The 23,206-nt window shown below is 72.6% G+C and carries 17 protein-coding genes and 1 pseudogene; 16 read left to right on the forward strand and 2 right to left on the reverse strand.

Annotated elements, in window-relative coordinates; all coding sequences use genetic code 11:
• Positions 1 to 5 precede the first annotated feature (5 nt).
• The 8 genes from leuS to holA all read left to right on the forward strand — a co-directional run bounded on the left by leuS (position 6) and on the right by holA (position 11,375).
• On the forward strand, positions 6 to 2,894 hold the full coding sequence (gene leuS / locus AC4IHM_RS22305; protein WP_490868773.1) for a leucine--tRNA ligase: 2,889 nt from the start codon (positions 6 to 8) through the stop codon (positions 2,892 to 2,894).
• Positions 2,895 to 3,155: 261 nt separating this feature from the next.
• Complete coding sequence (locus AC4IHM_RS22310) at positions 3,156 to 3,890, forward strand: hypothetical protein (RefSeq protein WP_490868774.1); 735 nt, start codon at positions 3,156 to 3,158, stop codon at positions 3,888 to 3,890.
• 73 nt (positions 3,891 to 3,963) lie between these two features.
• Positions 3,964 to 4,809, forward strand: coding sequence for a DegV family protein (locus AC4IHM_RS22315; RefSeq protein WP_490868775.1), 846 nt, complete (start codon positions 3,964 to 3,966; stop codon positions 4,807 to 4,809).
• Positions 4,810 to 4,971: 162 nt separating this feature from the next.
• The gene (locus AC4IHM_RS22320) at positions 4,972 to 6,048 is read left to right on the forward strand and encodes a ComEA family DNA-binding protein (RefSeq protein WP_490868776.1); all 1,077 of its coding nucleotides are present in this window, start codon (positions 4,972 to 4,974) and stop codon (positions 6,046 to 6,048) included.
• Positions 6,045 to 8,873 carry a ComEC/Rec2 family competence protein gene (locus AC4IHM_RS22325; protein WP_490868777.1) on the forward strand — a complete coding sequence of 943 codons (2,829 nt, stop codon included), beginning with the start codon at positions 6,045 to 6,047 and terminating at the stop codon, positions 8,871 to 8,873. The genes AC4IHM_RS22320 and AC4IHM_RS22325 overlap by 4 nt, the downstream gene beginning before the upstream one ends.
• 170 nt (positions 8,874 to 9,043) lie before the next feature.
• On the forward strand, positions 9,044 to 9,925 hold the full coding sequence (locus tag AC4IHM_RS22330; RefSeq protein ID WP_490868778.1) for a YceI family protein: 882 nt from the start codon (positions 9,044 to 9,046) through the stop codon (positions 9,923 to 9,925).
• 103 nt (positions 9,926 to 10,028) lie between these two features.
• Positions 10,029 to 10,274: a hypothetical protein gene (locus tag AC4IHM_RS22335; protein WP_490868779.1), complete on the forward strand. Its 246-nt coding sequence runs from the start codon at positions 10,029 to 10,031 to the stop codon at positions 10,272 to 10,274.
• Positions 10,275 to 10,385: 111 nt separating this feature from the next.
• Positions 10,386 to 11,375: a DNA polymerase III subunit delta gene (holA, locus tag AC4IHM_RS22340; protein ID WP_490868780.1), complete on the forward strand. Its 990-nt coding sequence runs from the start codon at positions 10,386 to 10,388 to the stop codon at positions 11,373 to 11,375.
• Between the two features lie 243 nt (positions 11,376 to 11,618).
• Here the strand turns inward: holA and rpsT are convergent, their stop codons facing one another.
• The gene (gene rpsT / locus AC4IHM_RS22345) at positions 11,619 to 11,885 is read right to left on the reverse strand and encodes a 30S ribosomal protein S20 (protein ID WP_490868781.1); all 267 of its coding nucleotides are present in this window, start codon (positions 11,883 to 11,885) and stop codon (positions 11,619 to 11,621) included.
• Between the two features lie 286 nt (positions 11,886 to 12,171).
• Between rpsT and lepA the strand changes: the two are divergent.
• Positions 12,172 to 14,041 (forward strand): annotated as a pseudogene (gene lepA, locus AC4IHM_RS22350) (translation elongation factor 4).
• A gap of 283 nt (positions 14,042 to 14,324) precedes the next feature.
• Positions 14,325 to 16,202 carry an AMP-dependent synthetase/ligase gene (locus AC4IHM_RS22355; RefSeq protein WP_490868782.1) on the forward strand — a complete coding sequence of 626 codons (1,878 nt, stop codon included), beginning with the start codon at positions 14,325 to 14,327 and terminating at the stop codon, positions 16,200 to 16,202.
• Positions 16,203 to 16,349: 147 nt separating this feature from the next.
• Here the strand turns inward: AC4IHM_RS22355 and AC4IHM_RS22360 are convergent, their stop codons facing one another.
• Entirely contained in the window at positions 16,350 to 17,216 is an 867-nt protein-coding gene (locus tag AC4IHM_RS22360; protein ID WP_490868783.1) for a helix-turn-helix transcriptional regulator, read from the reverse strand.
• Positions 17,217 to 17,261: 45 nt separating this feature from the next.
• On the opposite strand from AC4IHM_RS22360, the gene AC4IHM_RS22365 reads away from it, so the two are divergent.
• From AC4IHM_RS22365 to AC4IHM_RS22390, 6 genes are all read left to right on the forward strand, one after another.
• A complete protein-coding gene (locus AC4IHM_RS22365) occupies positions 17,262 to 17,387 on the forward strand; it encodes a hypothetical protein (protein WP_490868784.1) in 126 nt (41 codons plus the stop codon).
• Positions 17,384 to 18,862: an MDR family MFS transporter gene (locus tag AC4IHM_RS22370; RefSeq protein ID WP_490868785.1), complete on the forward strand. Its 1,479-nt coding sequence runs from the start codon at positions 17,384 to 17,386 to the stop codon at positions 18,860 to 18,862. The genes AC4IHM_RS22365 and AC4IHM_RS22370 overlap by 4 nt, the downstream gene beginning before the upstream one ends.
• A 41-nt stretch (positions 18,863 to 18,903) precedes the next feature.
• Complete coding sequence (locus AC4IHM_RS22375) at positions 18,904 to 19,527, forward strand: hypothetical protein (protein WP_490868786.1); 624 nt, start codon at positions 18,904 to 18,906, stop codon at positions 19,525 to 19,527.
• 67 nt (positions 19,528 to 19,594) lie between these two features.
• Positions 19,595 to 20,086: a transposase gene (locus tag AC4IHM_RS22380; protein ID WP_490868787.1), complete on the forward strand. Its 492-nt coding sequence runs from the start codon at positions 19,595 to 19,597 to the stop codon at positions 20,084 to 20,086.
• On the forward strand, positions 20,083 to 20,490 hold the full coding sequence (locus AC4IHM_RS22385) for a transposase (protein WP_490868788.1): 408 nt from the start codon (positions 20,083 to 20,085) through the stop codon (positions 20,488 to 20,490). Before AC4IHM_RS22380 ends, AC4IHM_RS22385 begins: the two co-directional genes overlap by 4 nt.
• 153 nt (positions 20,491 to 20,643) lie before the next feature.
• Positions 20,644 to 23,196 (forward strand): SpoIIE family protein phosphatase, encoded by a 2,553-nt coding sequence (locus AC4IHM_RS22390; protein ID WP_490868789.1) that lies wholly within the window; start codon positions 20,644 to 20,646, stop codon positions 23,194 to 23,196.
• The last annotated feature ends 10 nt before the right edge of the window (positions 23,197 to 23,206 follow it).

Raw genomic sequence — 23,206 nt, forward strand, 5'->3', positions numbered from 1 at the left:
GGATCATGAGCGAGACGAACCCCGCGGCGACCGCCCCTGTGCAGTCGGACGCCGCGCCGCACCGCTACACGGCCGCCGTGGCCGCCGAGATCGAGGCACGCTGGCAGGACTTCTGGGACGCCGAGGGGACGTACGCGGCACCGAACCCCAAGGGTGACCTGGCGGGCGACCCCGAGCTGGTCGCCAGGCCCAAGAAGTTCATCATGGACATGTTCCCCTACCCCTCCGGTGCGGGCCTGCACGTCGGCCACCCCCTGGGGTACATCGCCACCAACGTCTTCGCCCGCTTCCAGCGGATGACCGGCCACAACGTCCTGCACACCCTGGGCTTCGACGCCTTCGGCCTGCCCGCCGAGCAGTACGCCGTGCAGACCGGCACGCACCCGCGCGTGTCCACCGAGGCCAACATCAAGAACATGCAGAGCCAGCTGCGCCGGCTGGGGCTGGGCCACGACAGGCGCCGGTCGTTCGCCACGATCGACCCCGAGTACTACAAGTGGACCCAGTGGATCTTCCTGCAGATCTTCAACTCCTGGTACGACGACGAGGCGCGCAGGGCCCGCCCGATCGCCGAGCTGGTCGCCCAGTTCCAGTCCGGTGAGCGGGCGGTCCCGGGCCACCCGGGACGCGCCTGGGACACGCTGGGCGAAGCCGAGCGCGCCGACGTACTGGGCGGGTTCCGCCTGGCCTACGCCTCCGACGCGCCCGTCAACTGGTGCCCCGGCCTGGGCACCGTACTGGCCAACGAGGAGGTCACCGCCGACGGCCGCTCCGAGCGCGGCAACTTCCCCGTCTTCAAGTCCAAGCTGCGCCAGTGGAACATGCGCATCACCGCCTACGCCGACCGGCTCCTTGACGACCTGGACGCGCTGGACTGGCCCGAGGCCATCAAGTTGCAGCAGCGCAACTGGATCGGCCGCTCCGAGGGCGCCCGTGTCGACTTCCCCGTCGACGGCGAGCGCATCACCGTCTTCACCACCCGCCAGGACACCCTGTTCGGCGCCACCTACATGGTGCTGGCGCCCGAGCACCCGCTGGTCGAGAAGTTCACCCCGGCCGCCTGGCCCGAGGGCACGCACGAGGTGTGGACCGGCGGCCACGCCACCCCGACCGAGGCCGTCGCGGCGTACCGCGCGCAGGCCGCCTCGAAGTCGGACGTGGAGCGGCAGGCCGAGGCCAAGGACAAGACCGGCGTCTTCATCGGCACCTACGCGACGAACCCGGTCAACGGCGAGCGGGTCCCCGTGTTCATCGCCGACTACGTGCTGATGGGCTACGGCACCGGCGCGATCATGGCCGTGCCGGCGGGCGACCAGCGCGACTTCGAGTTCGCCCGCGCCTTCGAGCTGCCGATCCGCTGCGTCGTCGAGCCCACCGACGGCCGGGGCACCGACCCGGCGACGTGGGAGAACGCCTTCGGCTCCTACGACGCGAAGATCATGAACTCGTCGAACGGCGAGATCAGCCTGGACGGCCTGGGCGTCGCCGAGGCCAAGGAACGCGTCACCGAGTGGCTGGAGCGCACCGGCGCCGGTGCGGGCACCGTCAACTTCCGTCTGCGCGACTGGCTGTTCAGCCGCCAGCGCTACTGGGGCGAGCCCTTCCCCATCGTCTACGACGAGGACGGCATCGCCCACCCCCTGCCCGAGTCGATGCTGCCGCTGGAGCTGCCCGAGGTCGAGGACTACTCCCCGCGCACCTTCGGCCCGGACGACGCCGACACCCGCCCCGAGACCCCGCTGTCGCGCAACGAGGACTGGGTGAACGTCACCCTGGACCTGGGCGACGGCCCGAAGAAGTACCGGCGCGAGACCAACACCATGCCCAACTGGGCCGGCTCCTGCTGGTACGAGCTGCGCTACCTGGACCCGCACAACGACAGGCAACTGGTCGACCCGGAGATCGAGAAGTACTGGATGGGCCCCCGTGAGGGCCTGCCGCACGGCGGCGTCGACCTGTACGTCGGCGGCGCCGAGCACGCCGTACTGCACCTGCTGTACGCACGCTTCTGGTCCAAGGTCCTGTTCGACCTGGGGCACATCTCCTCCGCCGAACCGTTCCACAAGCTGTTCAACCAGGGCATGATCCAGGCCTACGTCTACCGCGACAGCCGCGGCATCGCGGTGCCGGCCGCCGAGGTCGAGGAGCGCGACGGCGCCTACTACCACCAGGGCGAGCGGGTATCCCGGCTGCTGGGCAAGATGGGCAAGTCCCTGAAGAACGCGGTCACCCCCGACGAGATCTGCGCCGAGTACGGCGCCGACACCCTGCGCCTGTACGAGATGGCGATGGGCCCGCTCAACGTCTCCCGGCCGTGGGACACGCGCGCGGTGGTGGGCCAGTTCCGGCTGCTTCAGCGGCTGTGGCGCAACGTCGTCGACGAGACGACGGGCGAGGTGACCGTCGACACCGACGCCGACGCCGACGAGGACACCCTGCGCGCCCTGCACAAGGCGATCGACGGCGTACGGCAGGACCTGGAGGGCATGCGCTTCAACACCGCCATCGCCAAGGTCACCGAGCTGAACAACCACCTGACGAAGGTGGGCGGACCGGTGCCGCGGACCGTCGCCGAGCCCTTGGTGCTGCTGGTCGCGCCGCTGGCCCCGCACGTCGCCGAGGAGCTGTGGCGCAAGCTGGGGCACACCGACTCGGTGGTGCACCAGGACTTCCCGGTCGCCGACCCCGCCTACGTCGTCGACGAGACCGTGACCTGCGTCGTCCAGATCAAGGGCAAGGTCAAGGCGCGGCTGGAGGTCGACCCGGCCATCTCCGAGGGAGACCTGGAGAAGGCGGCGCTGGCCGACGAGAAGGTCGTGGCCGCGCTGGGCGGGGCCGGGATCCGCAAGGTCGTGGTGCGGGCGCCGAAGCTGGTGAACATCGTTCCCGCCTAGATCCTCCTCACTTGGATCGTCCTCGCCCGGATCGTCTCCGCTGGATTGTCTTTGCCCGGCGGGAGCGGGCCTCTCGGGGCAGTCCCCTACGGGTGTCGGCAGGGTCGCGTCCGGGTCCGGTCCGGGTCGGTTACGGGGCAGGTTCGGGGTTCCGCCGGAACCTCGGACCCGCCCGTTGCGTTTACCGTGGAAGAGCGGCGCGACGCATGCCGTGCCGTCGGCCCGCCGGCCCGCGGGCCGGACGCTCGGAGGAGGAGCTTCGTGGAAGCGGCCATCACAGTCTTCGCCCTGCTCTTCCTGCTCGCCGTCGTGCTCGGTGTCTACGCCACGGTGAAGGCCGTCGGTGCGGCCAAGCGCACCGTGGACCGCGGCATCACCCAGGCCCGCCGCACGGTCGAGGACCACACCCTGCGGGCCAAGTCCCTCGTCCAGGTGGGCCCGGCGGGCGAGCTGGCACAGCTGCGGCTGTCGCTGCGCACCTCGATGCGGTCCACGCAGGACGCGCTGCACGCGGCCGTGGCCGAGGACGCCTCCCTCAGAGAGTCCCTCGCCCTCTTCGAGCGGCTCAGCGCGCACGGGTTCGAGCTGGACGGCGAGCTGAGGCGGCTGGAGGCCGACCCGGACCGGGTCACGGTCGGCGGGCTGCTGCCCGCGCTGCGCGAGCGCACCGAGCGCATCACCCGGTCGGCGGAGGCCCTGCGCTGGGCGGCCCGGGACCGGGCCCGTCGGTTCGCCGACGACGAGCTGGACTCGCTGAGCAGCCAGATCAACGTCGAGGCCGGTGCCCTTCGGCACTGGACACGGAGCGAGCCCGCCGCCGCGCCGCCGGAGTGGCCCGAGGCCCCGGCCGCCGACACCCCGGCCACCCCGCAGAGTTGGCCCGGGGCCCCGCGCCGGGAGCCGGCGGAGGAACCCTCCCGGCCTGCCATCACCCCCCAGGGACCGAGCCCCGTGTACCCCTGGCAGAAGAAGTCCCGGCCGGAGAGCACGACCTGATCAGGGCCCTGTGGACGTCCCGGCGCGGGGGCCGGACTGCCGCGGGGCCGCTACGCCAGGTAACCTCCAGCTCATGTCCCGCCATGTCGCGATCGTCACGGATTCAACGGCCTACCTCCCGGCCCGGACGATGGAGCGGCACGGCATCACCGCGGTACCCCTGACCGTCGTCCTGGGCGACCGGGCGCTGGAGGAGGGCACCGAGATCTCGACCCGCTCCCTGGCCGAGGCCCTGCAGAAGCGCCGGCCCGTCACCACCTCCAGGCCCGGCCCCGAACTCTTCGCCGAGACCTACCGGAGGATCGCCGAGTCCGGCGCCGACGGCATCGTCTCCCTCCACCTGTCCGCCGAACTCTCCGGTACGCACGACGCGGCCGTCGTCGCCGCGCGCGAGGCGGAGGTTCCGGTGCGCGTCGTGGACACCGGGATGATCGCGATGGCCCTCGGATTCTGCGCGCTCGCCGCGGCGGAGGCGGCGGAGGCGGGCGGCACCGTGGACGAGGCCGTCACGGCCGCCGAGAAGCGGGCCGCCGGCACCTCCGCCTACTTCTACGTCGACACCCTCGACTATCTGCGCCGCGGCGGCCGGATCGGGGCGGCCCAGGCCCTGTTCGGCTCCGCCCTCGCGGTGAAGCCGCTGCTCCAGTTGAGCGGCGGCCGTATCGAGCCCCTGGAGAAGGTCAGGACCGCGTCCAGGGCCATCGCCCGGCTGGAGGAGATCGCCGCCGACCGGGCGGGCGGCGCGCCCGTCGACATCGCCGTCCACCATCTCGCCGCCCCCGACCGGGCCGCGGCCCTTGCGGACCGCCTGCGGGACCGGGTCCCCGGCCTGGCCGCCCTGCATGTGAGCGAGGTCGGCGCGGTGATCGGGGCGCATACGGGGCCCGGGTTGCTGGGGGTTGTGGTCTCTTCGCGGTGAGGGGCGGGGCCTGTGGGAGGTGCGGAGGGGCTTGGGGTGCTCGGGCGGGCCGGGGCTGCCGGGTCACCCGTGCGAGGGGCCGAGTTTTCCACAACCCGGTGGTAGTCCCCGGGAATTGAGCATGATCATCGCGAATGTGCCGGGGTGTCCGACCCTCGTCGCATGGCTCTTCGATCACGCCCACGCACATCGTCCGCGACCAGCGGCCCGGGTCGCGCACCGGCCTCCGACGGCCGGTCCCGCCACCGCCGCCCGCACCCCTCCCACTCCCTCGGCCGCGCCCGGCACGGGGGCGGGCACGCGCCCGCGGAGGAGCTGCGACGGCGAGCCGAGGCGCTCTTCACCGGGCCCGCCGGACATGCCGAACCCACCGGAGAGCGGGGTGAGTCGGGGAAGGGGCCGCCGCTGTCCGGGAGCGGAGAGGCAGAAGGAGGGGGAGGAGCGGGCGAGGAGCGGCCGGTCGTCGGCGGCGCCGGGGTGGCCTGGCGGGAGCGGGCCGGGCAGGCACTTCGGGAGCGGATGCCGCTGTGGCTGCAGACGCGGTGCGCACTGGAGCGGCGCAGTGTGGCCGCGCTCACGGTGCTGCTCGTCGTCGCGGCGGTCCTCGCGGCGCAGCACTTCTGGACCGGCCGCACCCGGCCGGTGCCGGCACCGGAGGTGGTGCGGGAGGCGGCGGCCTTCGGAGCCGGGGGAGAAGACGGCAAGGCGGCCGGAGCGGGACCCACGCCCGGCGGGCCCGAGGCCGCGTCCCCGGCCACGCTCGGGGCCACGCCCGGGGCGGAGATCGTGGTGGATGTCGGCGGCAAGGTCCGCAAGCCCGGAATCCACCGCCTCCCGGCCGGTTCACGCGTCGACGACGCCCTGCGGGCCGCCGGAGGCGTGCGGCCCGGCACGAAGACCGAGGGACTGAACCGGGCCCGCTTCCTGGTGGACGGCGAGCAGGTGCTCGTCGGGACTCCCGCGTCGGTCCCGGGGGCCGGACCGGACGGCGCCGCCCCGGGCGGGCCGGTCGCTCCGGGCGGCCCGGCGGCGGGGGCGGCACCCGGGGCACCGGTCTCCCTCAACACGGCGACCGCCGACCAGCTCGACACCTTGCCGGGCGTCGGCCCGGTGCTGGCCCAGCACATCATCGACTACCGCACCCGGCACGGCGGCTTCCGTTCGGTGGACGAACTGCGGGAGGTCAACGGGATCGGCGAGCGCCGCTTCGCCGACCTGCGGGACCTCGTACGGCCATGAGCACGGACACGACCGACGCGGGTCGGTGGGCGGCGGACGGGGTGGGGGCCGACGGCAGGCCCGGTGCCGACGCCGACGCCGACGCAGGCTTCGCCACCGGCGTCGGGGAGGGGGCCGGTGGACCGGCGGGGCCGAGCGAGCCGGGAGAGCCCGCCGTCCCCGGGGCGTCCACGCGTGCCGCCGTGCACGCCGCTTCCGGGCACCGGCTCGGCGCGGCCCACCCCCGGCAGGAGGGTCCGGCAGACCTGCGCCTGGTGCCGCCCGCGCTCGCCGCCTGGGTGACGGCGGCGCTGGTACTGGGTGTGCCGGCCGGCTGGGCCGTGGGCGTCGTGACCGGCAGCCTGGCCCTGGCCGGGGCACTGCTGCTGGGCGCGGCACGGGGGCGGCGCACGACGCGCGGCGGGACGAGCGGACGGACGTGTGGACGCTCGCGCGGGGGGCCGTGCGGGCGGTCGCGCGGGCGGACGTGTGAAGGCATGTGTCGGCGGTCGCGCGGGCGGCCCCACGCGGCGGTCGCCGCCCTGCTGCTCTGCGTGGCCGCGTCCGCCACCTCGGCCGCGCTGCACGGCGCGGACCTGCGCAGGGGACCCGTGCCCGCGCCGGCACGGCAGTACGCCACCGTCACCGCCGAGGTGGAGGTCACCGCCGACCCCCGCCTCACCCGGCCCCGGGTCCGGGGCGGGCGCGCCGTCGCGCCCACGGTGCTGATCCGGGCCGACGTACGGCGGGTGACGCGGGCGGGCGGTACGGCGGTGGCCACCCGCACGCCGGTGCTGCTCCTCGTCGACGTGGACGAGGGAGACGCGAGCCGCGTCTCCCCGGACGCCCCGCAGGACCCACGGCAGACCCGTGCCGGGCCCGGCCCCGCGCGCTGGCTGGAACTGCTGCCGACCACGCGGCTCCGCGTCACCGCCCGTGCGGCGCCCGCGAGGTCGAGCGGGGACCGGATCGCCGCCGTGCTGAAGGTACGGGCCGGTCGGGAGGGGCCGCGGGTGGTGGCCGAGGCGTCGGGCGCGCAGCGGCTGGCGGGGCGGTTGCGGGCCGGGCTGCGCGAGGCGACCGACGGACTGCCGACGGACGCGCGGGCGCTGCTGCCGGGGCTGGTCGTCGGGGACACCTCACGTGTCACACCGGAGCTGGAGCAGGCGTTCAGGGAGACCGACCTCACGCACACGCTGGCCGTTTCCGGGGCCAACCTCTCGATCGTGCTCGCCCTGCTGCTCGGACCGCCCGGACTGGCCCAGCGCAGTGAACGCCGAGGGCTCGCGCCCCGCCTCGGCATCTCCCTGCGGACGACCGCGCTGCTCGGCGGGGTGCTCGCCCTGGCCTTCGTCGTCGTGTGCCGACCCGACCCGAGCGTGCTGCGGGCCGCCGCCTGCGGGTCCGTCGCCCTGCTCGCCCTGGCCACCGGACGCCGCAGATCCCTGCTCCCGGCGCTGGCGACGGCCGTGCTGCTGCTGGTGCTCTACGACCCCTGGCTGGCCCGCAGTTACGGCCTCCTGCTCTCCGTGCTGGCCACCGGGGCGCTGCTCACCGTCGCCCCGCGCTGGAGCGCGGCCCTGCGCCGGCGCAGGGTTCCGCCACGGCTCGCGGAGGCGCTGGCCGCGGCGGGTGCGGCGCAGGCCCTGTGCGCGCCGGTCGTCGCCGTGCTGTCGGCGCGGGTGAGCCTGGTGGCGGTGCCGTGCAACCTGCTCGTGGAGTTCGCGGTCGCCCCGGCCACGGTGCTGGGCTTCGCGGCGCTGGCGGCGGCACCGTTCGCGATGCCGGTGGCCAAGGGGCTCGCCTGGTGCGGAGGCTGGCCGGCCCGGTGGATCGCCGCCACCGCCCGGGGCGGCGCCGCGCTGCCCGGCGCGGGTGTGGACTGGCCGGGGAGCTGGACCGGGGCCGCGCTGCTCGCCCTGGCCACGGCGGGTGTGCTGCTCGTCGGCCGGCGGCTGCTGAGGCATCCCTGGTGGTGCGGTGTCTGCGCGCTGCTGCTTGCACTGGCGGTGGTGCAACCGCCGCCGCTGGCCCGGCTGATCAAGGGGTGGCCCCCGCCGGGCTGGCGGATGGCGATGTGCGACGTGGGACAGGGCGACGCGATGGTGCTCGCGGCGGGGGAGGGGACGGGCGTGGTCGTGGACGCGGGCCCCGACCCGGCGCTGGTGGACCGCTGTCTGCGCTCGCTCGGCATCACCCGCGTCCCCCTCGTGGTGCTCACCCACTTCCACGCCGACCACGCGGCGGGGCTGCCCGGGGTGTTGCGGGGGCGTTCGGTGGGCGCGATCGAGACGACCGCCCTCGAAGAGCCCGCGGACCAGGCCGAGGCCGTCCGCGCACAGGCGGCGGCACGGCGGATCCCCCTGCGGTACGCCGCCGCCGGCGAACAGCGGCGGTCCGGCCCGCTGTCCTGGCAGGTGGTGTGGCCGCCCGCCGGTCCGCGGCCGGGCCTGGAGGGGCCCAATGACGCCAGTGTCACCCTTGTGGTGCGGACCGCGGGACTGCGGCTGCTGCTGCTCGGCGACCTGGAGCCCCCGGCCCAGCGGGAGTTGGCGCGGTCCCCGGCGGCACCGGAGCTGGAAGGCGTGGACGTTTTGAAGGTGGCGCACCACGGCTCCGCCCACCAGGACCCGGGGCTCATACGGAAGGCGGCGCCGCGGCTGGCGCTCATCAGCTGCGGCGAGGGCAACAGCTACGGGCACCCGGCGCCCGGCACGGTCGCGGCGCTGCGCGCCCAGGGGGCGATGGTCCTGCGCACGGACCGGGACGGGGCGCTGGCGGTCGCCGGCACGGGCGGGACGCTGGAGGTGGCGGGTGGCCGAGGGCCAACTGCGTCCCGACGGTGAGGAATCCGGTTCGGTGCGGCGATATCGGGCCACAGGGTGCCACTCGTCCGCACTCCCAGCACATGCGCCGGTTTCCCGCAATGTGGTCCCGTGTTGCCTCGAAAGCCCCATCGGTGATCGAATGTATCTTCGCCAACCAGGTTTCTCATGTCGTACAGAAGGTGTCGCAGATGATCGGCCGCTTGCTGGGAAGCCGTACGAAGCGGATGCAACGGACGGGTCCCCTGGCGTCGGTGCACACCCCGCCGAACGCGGGAGTGCTGAGCTGCCGCGTCCTGGACCCCGTCAGCGAGCCGGTGGTGAACGCGGAGTTCGCGGTGAGCGACACCATGGGGCGCAGGGTGGTCGGCGGGGGCACCGATCCCTTCGGGTCGTTCGTGGCGACGGTGCCCGCCGGGGAGTACCGGCTCGCGGTGTCCGCCGAGGGCTACACGCCGTACCGGGCCACCGCGACGGTCACCGAGGACTCGCTCGCCTCGCTCGGCGACGTGACCTTGCAGGTGGCCGAGCCGCCGGAGCTGCCCGCGCCGGGCGACTGGGAGATCGAGCCGGCGCACTCCTCGATCGCGTTCACCGCGCGGCACATCGGGCTGGCCCGGATCCACGGCCGGTTCAACTCCTTCGCGGGCGCGGTGCGGATCGCCGACGAGATGGAGCGGTCGGCGATGCACGTGGTGATCGACGCGGCGTCCATCGACACCAATGTGAAGATGCGCGACGACCACCTGCGGTCGGCCGACTTCCTGGACGTGCAGCGCTTTCCGACCCTGGAGTTCTACAGCGAGCGGTTCACGCACCGCGGCGGCAACCGGTGGGCCGTCACGGGGGCGTTGTCGCTGCACGGGGTGACCCGCACGGTCACGCTGGACGCCGAGTACCTCGGGCTCGGCAACGGGATGGAGGGCGAGGTGCGGGCGGCCTGCCGTGCCACCACCGAGCTGCACCGCGACGACTTCACGGTCAGTTGGCAGACCATGCTGGCGCGCGGCATCGCCGTGGTCGGACCCAGCATCCGGATCGACCTCGACGTGCAGATCGTGCCCAAGGTCTGACCGTGTGCCGGACCTGACGTGTGCCGGGCCTGACCGGGTGCCGGACCTGACCGTGACCCGGCCCGGCGGTTCGTCCGCCGCCCGGTGTCCGACAATGGCACCCGTGAGTGACGTGAGACATGTGCTGGTGCTGCCCGACCGCGACGCCGCGGAGGAGGTGGCCCAGGCGCTCGGGGAGCGGTTCGGGCTCGACGAGGAACCCCGACTCGTCCGGGACGCCCTGGCCGGCGAGGACGACGCCGAGGACGCCCAGTGGCTCGTCGTCCTGCGCGACGAGCGGGAGCGGCTGGATCCCCGCGAACTCGACGAGTTCGCGGGGGAGTGGGAGGGCTGGCGCGAGGAGCCGTAGCGCCGGGGTCCGGGTCTGCGCCGGGGCCCGGGTCCGTGCCGGGGTCCGGGTCCGTGCCGGGGTCCGGCTCCGCGGGCCGCGTTGTCGGTGGTGCGTGCGATGCTTGTCGCGATGGCCAGGAAGACTGCGAACGACGACCCTCTCGCCCCGGTGACCCTTGCCGTGGGCCAGGAGGACCTCCTGCTCGACCGTGCCGTGCAGGAGGTGGTGGCCGCCGCGAAGGCCGCCGACGCCGACACGGACGTGCGCGACCTCACCCCCGACCAGTTGCAGCCCGGCACGCTCGCCGAGCTGACCAGCCCCTCGCTCTTCGCCGAGCGCAAGGTGGTGGTCGTACGCGATGCGCAGGACCTGTCCGCCGACACGGTCAAGGACGTCAAGGCCTACCTCGGCGCACCCGCCGAGGAGATCACCCTCGTCCTGCTGCACGCGGGCGGCGCCAAGGGCAAGGGCCTGCTGGACGCCGGTCGCAAGGCGGGCGCGCGCGAGGTGGCGTGCCCGAAGATGACGAAGCCCGCCGACCGGCTGGCCTTCGTGCGCTCGGAGTTCCGTACCGCCGGGCGGTCGGCCACCCCCGAGGCGTGCCAGTGCCTGGTCGACGCGATCGGCAGCGACCTGCGGGAGCTTGCCTCGGCGGTGTCCCAGCTCACGGCCGACGTGGAGGGGACGATCGACGAGGCGATCGTCGGGCGGTACTACACCGGCCGGGCCGAGGCCTCCAGTTTCACGGTCGCCGACCGGGCGGTCGAGGGACGCGCGGCGGAGGCGCTGGAGGCGCTGCGCTGGTCGCTGGCGACCGGGGTGGCACCGGTGCTGATCACCAGCGCGCTGGCGCAGGGCGTGCGGGCCATCGGCAAGCTGTCCTCCGCGCGCGGCGGACGCCCCGCCGACCTCGCCCGCGAGCTGGGGATGCCGCCCTGGAAGATCGACCGCGTCCGGCAGCAGATGCGCGGCTGGACACCGGACGGCGTTTCGGTGGCCCTGCGCGCGGTGGCGGAGGCGGACGCCGGGGTGAAGGGCGCCGGGGACGACCCCGAGTACGCCCTGGAGAAGGCCGTGGTGACGATCGCACGGGCCGCGCGCTCCCGAGGACGGGCCTGAGCCTGGGCCAGAGGCTCCGCGCAGCCGCAGCCGCAGCCGCAGCCGCAGCCACAGACACGGACGCAGACCGGAAGCCCCGGTGTCCGTCCTGGGGAAGGGCGGTCACCGGGGCTTCCGGATCAAGCTCGGGGATCCGTGCCCGCGTGGCGAACGCAGGCCGCGCACGGATCCTGGGTGCCGGACGGGAGCGGATGAGAGAGGGCCCGCCCTGGGTCCTTCCGGCGATCAGACCAGATGAGGGATTCAGCCCTTGAGAGCGCCGACCTTCTGCGCCAGCGCCGACTTCTTGTTGGCGGCCTGGTTCTTGTGGATGACGCCCTTGGAGACGGCCTTGTCGAGCTGACGCGAAGCGACGCGCTGGTACTCGGCGGCCTTCTCGGTGTCACCCGCGGCAGCGGCCTCGCGGGCCTTGCGGATCGCGGTCTTCAGAGAGGACTTGACGGCCTTGTTGCGCAGCCGGGCCTTCTCGTTGGTCTTGTTCCGCTTGATCTGGGACTTGATGTTCGCCACGAATGAGCCTTTGCAGGTTCAGGCACGGGGCCGCGAAGGTCCCGCACCGATGATTTCTTGAAGGAGCGCCTCATGCTGAGAGGGGCATGAGACACAGCGCCCCACACTACCAGCGGCCCGCCGGGCGGCCCAAACCCGGCCCCGAGCGGCCCGCAACCCGTCCCAGACCCGTCCCAGACCCGTCCCGGACCGGTCCCGGCTCCCCGCCCGTGGGACGATGGAGGCTACGTATCGATCCGACCCGAGACCGCAGACACTGCGGACGCCTCAAGAATCAGGACCCTGCGTGCCCGCGATCCCCAGCCATGTGCCCGAGCCCAGCCGTACCGACCCGGCGCTGATCCGCAACTTCTGCATCATCGCGCACATCGACCACGGCAAGTCCACGCTCGCCGACCGGATGCTCCAGCTCACCGGAGTGGTCGAGCAGCGGCAGATGCGCGCCCAGTACCTCGACCGCATGGACATCGAGCGCGAGCGCGGCATCACGATCAAGTCCCAGGCGGTGCGGTTGCCGTGGGCCCCGACCCACGACAAGAGCGACACGCACATCCTCAACATGATCGACACGCCGGGGCACGTCGACTTCACCTACGAGGTCTCGCGGTCGCTGGCCGCGTGCGAGGGCACCATCCTCCTCGTGGACGCCGCCCAGGGCATCGAGGCCCAGACCCTCGCCAACCTCTACCTGGCGATGGAGAACGACCTCACGATCATCCCCGTGCTGAACAAGATCGACCTGCCGGCCGCGCAGCCCGAGAAGTTCGCCGAGGAACTGGCCAACCTGGTCGGCTGCGACCCCGACGACGTGCTCAAGGTCTCCGCCAAGACCGGGCTCGGCGTCGAGGCGCTGCTGGACAAGGTCGTCGCCGAGATCCCGGCCCCGGTCGGCGTCGAGGACGCACCCGCCCGCGCGATGATCTTCGACTCCGTCTACGACTCCTACCGCGGCGTCGTGACGTACGTCCGTGTCATCGACGGCCAGCTCAACAGGCGCGAGCGGATCCGGATGATGTCCACCGGCGCCACGCACGAGCTGCTGGAGATCGGCACCAACTCGCCGGAGATGCTCGCCGCCGACGGCCTCGGGGTCGGCGAGGTGGGCTATCTGATCACCGGTGTGAAGGACGTCCGCCAGTCCAAGGTCGGTGACACCGTCACCAGCCAGCACAAGGGCGCCGAGGAGGCGCTCGGCGGCTACAAGGACCCCAGGCCCATGGTCTTCTCCGGCCTGTATCCGCTGGACGGCTCGGACTACCCCGAGCTGCGCGAGGCGCTGGACAAGCTCCAGCTCAACGACGCCGCCCTCGTCTACGAACCGGAGACCTCCGCCGCCCTCGGCTTCGGCTTCCGCGTCGGCTTCCTCGGCCTGCTCCACCTCGATGTGATCCGCGAGCGGCTGGAGCGCGAGTTCGGCCTCGACCTGATCGCCACCGCGCCCAACGTGGTCTACCGCGTGATCATGGAGGACGGCACCGAGCACACCGTCACCAACCCGAGCGAGTTCCCCGAGGGCAAGATCAACGAGGTGTACGAGCCGGTCGTGCGCGCCACCGTCCTGGCGCCGACCGAGTTCATCGGCTCGATCATGGAGCTGTGCCAGACCCGGCGCGGCACGCTGCTCGGCATGGACTACCTGTCCGAGGACCGGGTGGAGATCCGCTACACCCTCCCGCTCGCCGAGATCGTCTTCGACTTCTTCGACCAGCTGAAGTCGAAGACGCGCGGTTACGCCTCACTGGACTACGAGCCCACCGGCGAGCAGACCTCCAGCCTGGTCAAGGTCGACATCCTGCTGCACGGCGACAAGGTGGACGCCTTCTCGGCGATCACCCACAAGGACGCGGCGTACGCGTACGGCGTGCGGCTGGTCGCCAAGCTGCGCGAACTCATCCCGCGCCAGGCCTTCGAGGTGCCCATCCAGGCCGCCATCGGCTCCCGGGTGATCGCCCGCGAGACCATCCGCGCCATCCGCAAGGACGTTCCTCGCCAAGTGCTACGGCGGTGACATCTCGCGTAAGCGGAAGCTGCTGGAGAAGCAGAAGGAAGGCAAGAAGCGGATGAAGATGGTGGGTTCCGTGGAGGTTCCCCAGGAGGCCTTCATCGCGGTCCTGTCCAGCGACGACAACGCGGGGTCGGGCAAGGGCAAGAAGTAGCCGCCGCACCGCGCGCCGGGTCCGGGCGAAACGGACACGAAGGGGTCCGTCGTACGAAAGTGCGGCGGGTCCCTTCGCATGTCATGGGCGGGCCTCTGTAGGAAGTGACAGGGCGCGGGCTCTTACGTGGGGGCCGGTCGCCCTTTACTCTGATGCCTGCCCCTTAGTTACTCGTGAGTTAAACAAGTGGTCGGGCGCCGCCCCGGCCATCGCCTGAACACCGCCCGAGAGTGAAACCAGCCGCACCTGAGCCAGCCGCACCGTCGCGGGCCCGGAGGATGTCGTGAGCGACACACAGACACTGATCGATAACCGTCCGCCCTCCGTGGCGGGCCTCTTCCTGGAGCGGGTGGCGGCCACGCCGGACGCCGAGGCCTACCGCTACCCGGTGCCGCCGGCCTCGGGCGAGGGCCCGGACGACTGGAAGTCGCTGACCTGGGCGGGCGCGGCCGAGCGGGTCTACGCGATCGCGGCCGGTCTGATCGAGCTGGGCGTGCGGCCGCAGCAGCGCGTGGCGCTGGCCTCCGCCACCCGGCTGGAGTGGATCCTCGCCGACCTCGGCATCATGTGCGCGGGCGCGGCGACGACCACCGTCTATCCGCAGACCAACGTCGAGGAGTCGGCGTACATCATCTCCGACTCCGAGAGCCGGGTGCTGATCGCGGAGGACGCCGCGCAGCTCGCCAAGGCCAGGGAGCGGCGCGCGGAGCTGCCCGACCTCACCCACGTCGTGGTGATCGACGCGACCGGCGCCGACACCGACGAGGACTGGATCCTCACCCTCGACGAGCTGGAGCGCCGGGGCGCGGCCCGCCTGGAGAAGGACCCGGAGCTGGTCCGCAAGCGGGTCGACGCGCTGACCAAGGACCAGCTCGCCACCCTCATCTACACCTCCGGCACCACCGGCCGGCCCAAGGGCGTCCGCCTGCCGCACGACTGCTGGTCGTACATGGCCAAGGCGATCGCCGCGACCGGTCTGATCACCGGGGACGACGTGCAGTACCTGTGGCTGCCGCTCGCGCACGTCTTCGGCAAGGTGCTGACCTCGGGGCAGATCGAGATCGGTCACGTCACCGCCGTCGACGGCCGGGTCGACAAGATCATCGAGAATCTGCCGGTCGTGCGGCCCACGTACATGGCGGCCGTCCCGCGCATCTTCGAGAAGGTCTACAACGGCGTCGCCGCCAAGGCGAAGGCCGGCGGGGCCGCCAAGTACAAGATCTTCCAGTGGGCCGCCGGTGTCGCCCGCGAGTACGCCAAGGTCACCCAGGACAACTTCAGGCGCACCGGCACCGCGAGCGCCCCCCTCGGCCTCGCCGCCAAGCACAAGGTCGCCGACACCCTCGTCTACGCCAAGATCCGCGAGGCCTTCGGCGGCCGGCTGCGCGCCTGTGTCTCGGGCTCGGCGGCCCTCGCCCCGGAGATCGGCTACTTCTTCGCCGGCGCCGGCATCCACATCCTGGAGGGCTACGGCCTCACCGAGTCCTCCGCCGCCTCCTTCGTGAACCCCGGCGAGGCCTACCGCACCGGCACGGTCGGCAAGCCGCTGCCCGGCACCGAGGTGCGGATCGCGGACGACGGCGAGATCCTGCTGCGCGGCCCCGGCATCATGGAGGGCTACCACAAGCTGCCCGAGAAGACCGCCGAGGTGCTGGAGTCGGACGGCTGGCTGCACACCGGTGACATCGGCGAGCTGTCGCCCGACGGCTATCTGCGCATCACCGACCGCAAGAAGGACCTCATCAAGACCTCCGGCGGCAAGTACATCGCGCCCGCCGAGGTCGAGGGGCAGTTCAAGGCGGTGTGCCCGTACGTCTCCAACATCCTGGTGCACGGCGCCGACCGGAACTTCTGCTCCGCGCTGATCGCCCTCGACGAGGCCGCGATCACGCAGTGGGCGAAGGAGAACGGCCTGGAGGGCAAGCCGTACGCGGAGATCGTCACGGCACCCGCGACGGTCGAGATGGTCGACGGCTACGTCCGGCAGCTCAACGAGGGGCTCCAGCGCTGGCAGACCATCAAGAAGTTCCGCCTGCTGCCCCGGGACCTGGACGTCGAGCACGGCGAGATCACGCCGAGCCTGAAGCTGAAGCGGCCGGTGGTGGAGCGGGAGTACAAGAATCTGATCGAGGAGATGTACGAGGGCTCGCGCGAGGCGTAGCGGACCGTGCGGGCCGGGCGCCCCGCGCGGCGGATGCTCGAAACCGGCCGCCTTTCGGCCGTCTTCGGGCGCGCTTGGTGGTCGGCTCCGGAAGTCCTTCGGGGGTTGACTGCGGCCCCGCTGTCCCGTCCGGTGTGCTGTCGGTCTTCATCCTTGAGACACCTGCGGAGTGGTCGCACCCCAGGGCAGTTGAGGCAGGTAGGTGCCGGGAGTCTGGCCGGTGACCCGGCGAAACGCGGCGATGAACGCGCTGGGTTTGCGGTAGCCGACCGCTCGGGCGGTGGCGTTGACCGGAGTACCGCGGGCCAGCATTGACACGGCGGCGCGGATGCGGACCTGGGTGCGCCAGGCGGCGAAGCTGAGCCCGGTCTCGGCGCGGAACAGCCGGGACAGGGTGCGGACGCTGGTGTGGACGTGATCAGCCCAGGCCGCGAGTTCGCGTTGGTCGTCCGGGTGGGCGACAAGCTGCTCGGCGATCGTGCGGGCCCGCGGGTCGGTGGGCACTGTGACGTGGATGTGATGGGCCGGCAGCGGAGTGAGGAGCTGGAACATCAGCGTCTCGGCGGCCGGGCGGGTGCGGTCGCCGGGAGCGGTGTGATGCAGGTGGGTGATGATCTCGCCGAGCAGCGATCCGACGGTGAAGCAGGTGGGCTCGGTCCAGGTGAGGGGGCCACGGTCGGCGGCGAAGGTGATGGTCACCATTTCGCCGGCGTGCAGCACGGAGCCCGCGTGCTCGACATCCCCGGGCACCCAGAGCCCGTAGCCGGGCGGGATCAGCCAGTCATGGCCCGCGACGCTGCCCATCAGCGTCGCGGTCGAACTCCACGTGAGCATTGGCTCGGGGTGCGCGTGCAGGTGCAGTTGTTCGCGGTCCTGGGCGGTGTCGCGGTCGATGCACAGGATCGGCGAGACGGCAGATTGCCCGGTGTCCATGGGTGCGGAACGCTCCGGTGAGTTGTTCGTGGTCCGCGACTCCTTCAGATTGGCCGTCCCGGGGTATTGGTTGGCCTCCATGCGCACAGCAGCCATCTTAGCTTGGCCTTACCAACCTGTAGGCGCGTGAGGAGTACGGAACCGATGGGCGACGCGGTGATCGAGGCCAGGGGCGAGGCGAGGCGGGACGGACTGGCCGGATCGACGGCCGGGCAGGACGTGGCGCGCGAGGCGGAGGCGGTGCGGTCGTGACCGTCCCCGTCGGATCCGAAGGGGGTGCGGACGGCACGGCCGCCCCCGCCGAGCCGTTCTCGCCCACCCTGCGCCGGGCGGTGGGCGTGGTGATGATCGGCGCGTCGCTGTCCTTCCTGGACACGACGATCGTCAACGTCGCCGTGCACACCCTCTCGGCCGACTTCCACACCGGACTGGACACGGTGCAGTGGGTGGTGACCGCCTACCTGCTCGCGCTCGCGGCGGTCATCCCCGCGACCGGCTGGGCGGCCCGCCGGTTCGGTGCCGCCCGGCTGTACGTCGCCGCGCTGGCGGTGTTCACTGTCGCGTCGGTGCTGTGCGCGTGCTCGCAGAACGTGGGGATGCTGATCGCCTCCCGGGCGCTCCAGGGCATCGGCGGCGGGGCGATCATGCCGGTCGGCACGATGATCTGGACGGCCCAGTCCTCCAAGGCGCAGATGGGCCGGGTGATGGGCCTGATCGCGATCCCGATCATCCTCGCCCCGACCCTCGGCCCCGCCGTCGGCGGTCTGCTTATCCAGGGCATCGACTGGCGGGCGATCTTCTGGCTCAACGTCCCCTTCGGCGTCGCCGGTGTCGTGCTCGCCCTGCGGCTCCTGCCTATGGACAAGGGAGGTGACGTGGGACGGCTGGACGTGACCGGCCTGATCCTGGCCTCCGCCGGGATCGTGGGCGTCACCTACGGCCTGACCGAGTTGGGCACCGCGGCCGGGGCGGGCACCGCGGCCGTCACCGGGCTGGTGGTCGGAGGGGCTGCCCTGGCCGGCTTCGTCGCGCACGCCCTGCGGGCGAGGCGACCGCTGCTCGACCTCCGGCTGTACGGCGGCCAGGGGTTCACCGCCGCGTCGATCGCCACGTTCGCACTCGGCGCCGCGAACTACGGCGGGATGATCCTCATGCCCCTGTACTTCCAGACCGTCCGCGGTGAAAGCGTCGTCGTCGCCGGGCTCCTGCTCGCGCCGACCGGGATCGGAGCCCTGCTCGCGGCGCCGTTCACCGACCGCTGGGGCGCCGGAATCACCGCCTTCTCGGGAGCTGCCGTGCTGGCGGTCTCGACCGTTCCGTTCGTGTTCCTGAGCGCGACCACGTCCTACGTTCTGGTGTGCCTCGTGATGGTCGCGCGCGGTATCGGCTTCGGCTTGTCGATCATCCCGGTGATGACCGCCGCCTACCGGGCCGTGCCGCACGACAAGATTCCCGATGCCACCCCGCAGCTCAACGTCCTCCAGCGCGTCGGCGGCGCGATCGGCACCGCCGTGCTCACCGTCGTCCTCACCCACCAGCTCCGCCACCACCCCACGCCCGCCGGGCAGGCCGAAGGATTCGGGGCCACGTTCCTGTGGGTTCTCGCCATCACGATCGCCGCCACCCTCCCCGCCGTCCTGCTCGCCTGGACCGAAACCCGAGCCCGACGCCGACCCGATGCGTCAAGCCCCGGAAAGCCGCCGACGTTCAGCGAGCATGGTCACTGAACAGGTGACGCGCTGGGGAACCCATAGCGGCCGGGCTGGACGTGCTCACCGCGATGGGCGCGGGCACCCGCAACGGCTACCAGGTCTTCGTTGATCACCTCCGCGACCGGCTGTACGTCCTGGTGCTGGCGGGCTCTGGCGGCGCCTTCGCGGGCATGGGCGCGCCGCAGGACGGCGCGGCCGCCGCCGACTGGACCAGCCCGAACGCCAACACCCCGCCGACGCCCGTCCCGGCGGACCAGTTCGCCGACCGGTTACGGGAGCTCACTTCTTCCCTCCCGCACGAAGGCCATGGCATGAACGGGCACACCGTGCTCTACGGCCCCGAAGCCCGGATGGATGCCCACCTCCCGCTCAACCGAACAACGCAAGCACCTGCTCCAGGCCGTGCTTCGCGGACCGATCCGGGGCACTGCGGCCCTAGGACTACGAGCAGATCGGTCTGGGGGGAAGCAGACGGAACGTTGTCGCAGCGGTCCCGCGATCTGACTGGACGCAGCGTTCAGCGGCGCCTCACCGCAGCGGGCTCACCCGCCCGCGCCCTGACCGCATACCCCGGGTGGGTCGCCACCAACCTCCAGAGCAACGACGCCAACCCGCTGCGTCGCCTCTTCCTGCGCCTGGGCAACAAGGTCTGGCCCAAGACAGCCGCGCCGGTGCGCTGAACCCCCTGTACGCCGCCGGTCTTGGCGGACCGCAAACGCTCAGGACGGCCACCACTTTTTCACCCCCGTGCAGGTTGCCGAGACCAAGGCACCGGCCTGTCAGTTGCCCGCCGAAAGCGGCGCGCCTCTGTCGCGGTGGTCGTGCCCGGAGCTCGCCGCCGAGCTGACCGCGCGCGGCATCACCGACGCCATATCCGCTTCCACGGTGCGTCGTTGGCTCCGCCAGGACGTGCTCAAGCCCTGGCAGCACCAGTCGTGGATCTTCATCACAGACCCCGACTTCCGGGGCAAGGCCGAGCGGGGCCTCGACCTTTACGCCCGTACCTGGAAAGAGCAGCCGCTCGAAGAGGACGAGTACGTCATCAGCGCGGACGAGAAGACCTCTATCCAAGCGCGCTGCCGCTGTCATCCCACCCTGCCGCCCGGTCGAGCCCGAGCGATGCGCGTCAACCACACCTACGGCCGAGGCGGCGCGTTGGCCTGTCTTGCTGCCTACGACGTCCACCAAGCGAAGGTGTTCGGCCGCGCCGAGCCCAAGACCGGCATCAGCCATTCATGAGTCTCGTCGCCCAGGTCATGAGGCAAGAGCCGTACGCCAGCGCCAAGCCCGTGTTTTGGATCGTCGACAACGGCTCCTCCCACCGCGGAGACAAAGCCGCCGACCGGTTGACCTCCACGTTCCCGAACGCGGTGATGGTCCACACCCCGGTGCACGCCTCCTGGTTGAACCAGGTGGAGATCTACTTCTCCGTCGTCCAGCGCAAGGTCGTCTCCCCCAACGACTTCACCGACCTTGCCCAGGTCGGGGATCGGCTCCGAGCATTCGAAGACCGCTACAACGCCACGGCACAGCCGTTCCAGTGGAAGTTCACCACCTCCGACCCAGACGATCTGCTGGCCGGGCTCGACCGGCAAACCGCTGATCACCTCCCACTGCAATCATCCGGAGCACCGACAGCATGATCAACCCCTGAAGGACTTCCGACGCCGACCACTTAGCACGGTTCTCACTCATGGTGGCCCACTTCGGCAACTTGGCGCGTATGGGTAGGTCCGGTCTGTCACTCTGACGGCATCGAATGCGAGGAATCGCACGAACTGCCCGGGGAGCCGTCCATGGGGGCCATTCCGACGCAGCGGGAGACCGTCTCCCGCGCCAGCGCGGCGCCCGCGCACACCACCGAGGTGTGCGCCCGGGAACGCACCCGGGCGCACGCGTCCCTGCTGGGCAGCTCCCTGGCGCCGGGTGCCGCCCGCGCGATGGTGCGCGCGGCGCTCGCCGACTGGTCCGCGCTCGGGCTGCCCGGCACGGAGCAGCTGACCGAGCATCTCGCGGCCGACGCCCTGGTGGTCGTCAGCGAGCTGGTCACCAACGCCGTGGTGCACGCCGGTACCGATGTCGAGGTGGCCTGCACGCTGGAGGAGACCGGCACGCTCGTCGTCGAGACCACGGACCACCATCCCTCCCGCGCACCGAGAAGCGGCGGCGAGTACGAGAGGCCGCACGAGACTCCCGAGTACGGCCGCGGCCTGCGGCTGGTCTCCGCGCTCTCGGAGGCCTGGGGCATCACGTACCGCCCGGGTGTCAAGACGGTCTGGGCCCGGCTGCCGGCCGCGGGCGCCGACATCGCCGAACGGTTCGAGACATACGCCACGGGCCGCGACCCGCGGCACACGCCTCCCCTGGCCGTGGACACACCGGGGGAGGAACCCGGCGGGGGGCCGGAAGGGGTGCAAGATCCCGGTGGCTCCGGTGGCTCCGGTGGCTCCGGTGGCTCCGGTGGCTCCGGTGGCCCGAGTGACGTGGGTGGCGTGGGTGATCCGAGTGGCCCGGGTGGTGCGGGTCTCCTGGAGGGCTCCGGTGGCCTGGGTGGCCCCGGCGGTGCAGGTGGCCCCGGTGGGGCGGGTGGCTCCGGTGGTGCGGGTGGCCCGGGTGACGCAGGTGGCCTTGGTGGGGCGGGTGGCCTCGGTGGTGCGGGTGGCTCCGGTGGCCCGGGTGGCCCCGGCGGTGCAGGTGGCCCCGGTGGGGTGGGTGGCTCCGGTGGTGCGGGTGGCCCGGGTGACGCAGGTGGCCCGGGTGACGCAGGTGGCCTTGGTGGGGCGGGTGGCCTCGGTGGTGCGGGTGGCTCCGGTGGTGCGGGTGGCCCCGGCGGTGCAGGTGGCCCGGGTGACGCAGGTGGCCCCGGCAGTGCGGAGGGCCCGGACGGGCCTGGTGGCCGAGGGGACCCCGGGGGTGCGGAAGGCCCAGGTGGCTCGCGGCGCGGGGGCGTGGAGGTCGGGCGGGCGGGGGGTGTGCGGCTGGGGGACTGGCGGGACAGTGCGGTCGGGGGCGGGCCGTGCGGTGTCCGGGACCGGGAGTGGCTGGGGCGCGGCGCCCTGTCGTTCCTCGCCGAGGCCTCCGACCTCCTGGCCGGGCAGCTCGACGAGGAACGGGTCGCCTCCCTCACCGGCCGGCTGATCGTGTCGCGGCTCGCCGACTGGTGCGCCGTATGGCTGGAGGACGAGTCCCCGGGCCGGGGTGCCTGGAGCGACGCCCCCGGCGCGGCCGTCGGCGCCCGGCCGGCCCGCGTGTGGCACGCCGACGGGGGCCGCCTCGACGCACTGCGCCGGGCCCTGGAGAAAGACCCGCCCCGCCCGCGCGACCCGTGGCGTTCAGGACCCGTCGGCCATCCCTGGCCCGGCGAGGCGCTCGGCCCGCACGGCACCGCGCTCGCCTTCCGCCTGGTCGCCGGCGGCAGACCGCTGGGCACCCTGGTCGTCGGCCGGGCCGACACCCCCGGCCCCTCCGGCTTCCCCGACGAGATCACCGGCCTCGTCGAGGACCTCTGCCGCCGGGTGGCGCTCGCCATCAGCACCGCCCGCCAGTACGCCCGCCAGGCCACTATCAGCGCCGTCCTCCAGCGCGGCCTGCTGCCCGGCGCCGTCGCCGAGATCCCCGGCGTGCGCAGCGCCCTCGTCCACGAACCCTGTGACAGGGGCGGCCCCAGCGGCGACTTCTACGACCTCTTCCCGGCCGGCGACGGCCGCTGGTGCTTCGCCGTCGGCAACGTCCAGGGCAAGGGCCCCGAGGCCGCCGTCGTCATCGGGCTCGCCCGGCCCTGGCTGCGGCTGCTGGCCCGCGAGGAGTACGGCGTCCCCGATGTCCTCGACCGCCTCAACCAGCTCCTCCTCGACGACGCCACCGAGGCCGCCGACGCCGCCGCCCGCGCCCTGGTCGCCACGGGCGGGCCACCGGTTGCCCCGGGCGACGGGCCGCAGACCCGCTTCCTCTCCCTGCTCTACGGGGAACTGGTCCCCTTCGACGGCGGCGTCCGCTGCACCCTCGCCTCCGCCGGGCACCCGCTGCCGCTGCTCCTGGAGCCCGACGGCACGGTGTGCACGGTCGCGAGGCCGCAGACCCTCCTCGGGGTCGTCGAGGACGCGACGTACGTCAGTGAGACCTTCGAGCTGCGCCCCGGCGACACCCTGCTGTGCGTCACGGACGGGGTCACCGAGCGGCGCAGCGGCTCCCGCCAGTTCGACGACGGCGACGGCCTCGCGGCGGCGCTCGCCGGGTGCGCGGGGCTGGACGCCGGCCTGGTCGCCGAGCGCATCAGGCGGCTGGTGCACGACTTCGGGCCCCGGCCCCCGGAGGACGACCTCGCGCTGCTGGTGCTCCAGACCGGGTGACCCCGGCCGT

This window comes from Streptomyces sp. SL06, from assembly GCF_058244745.1.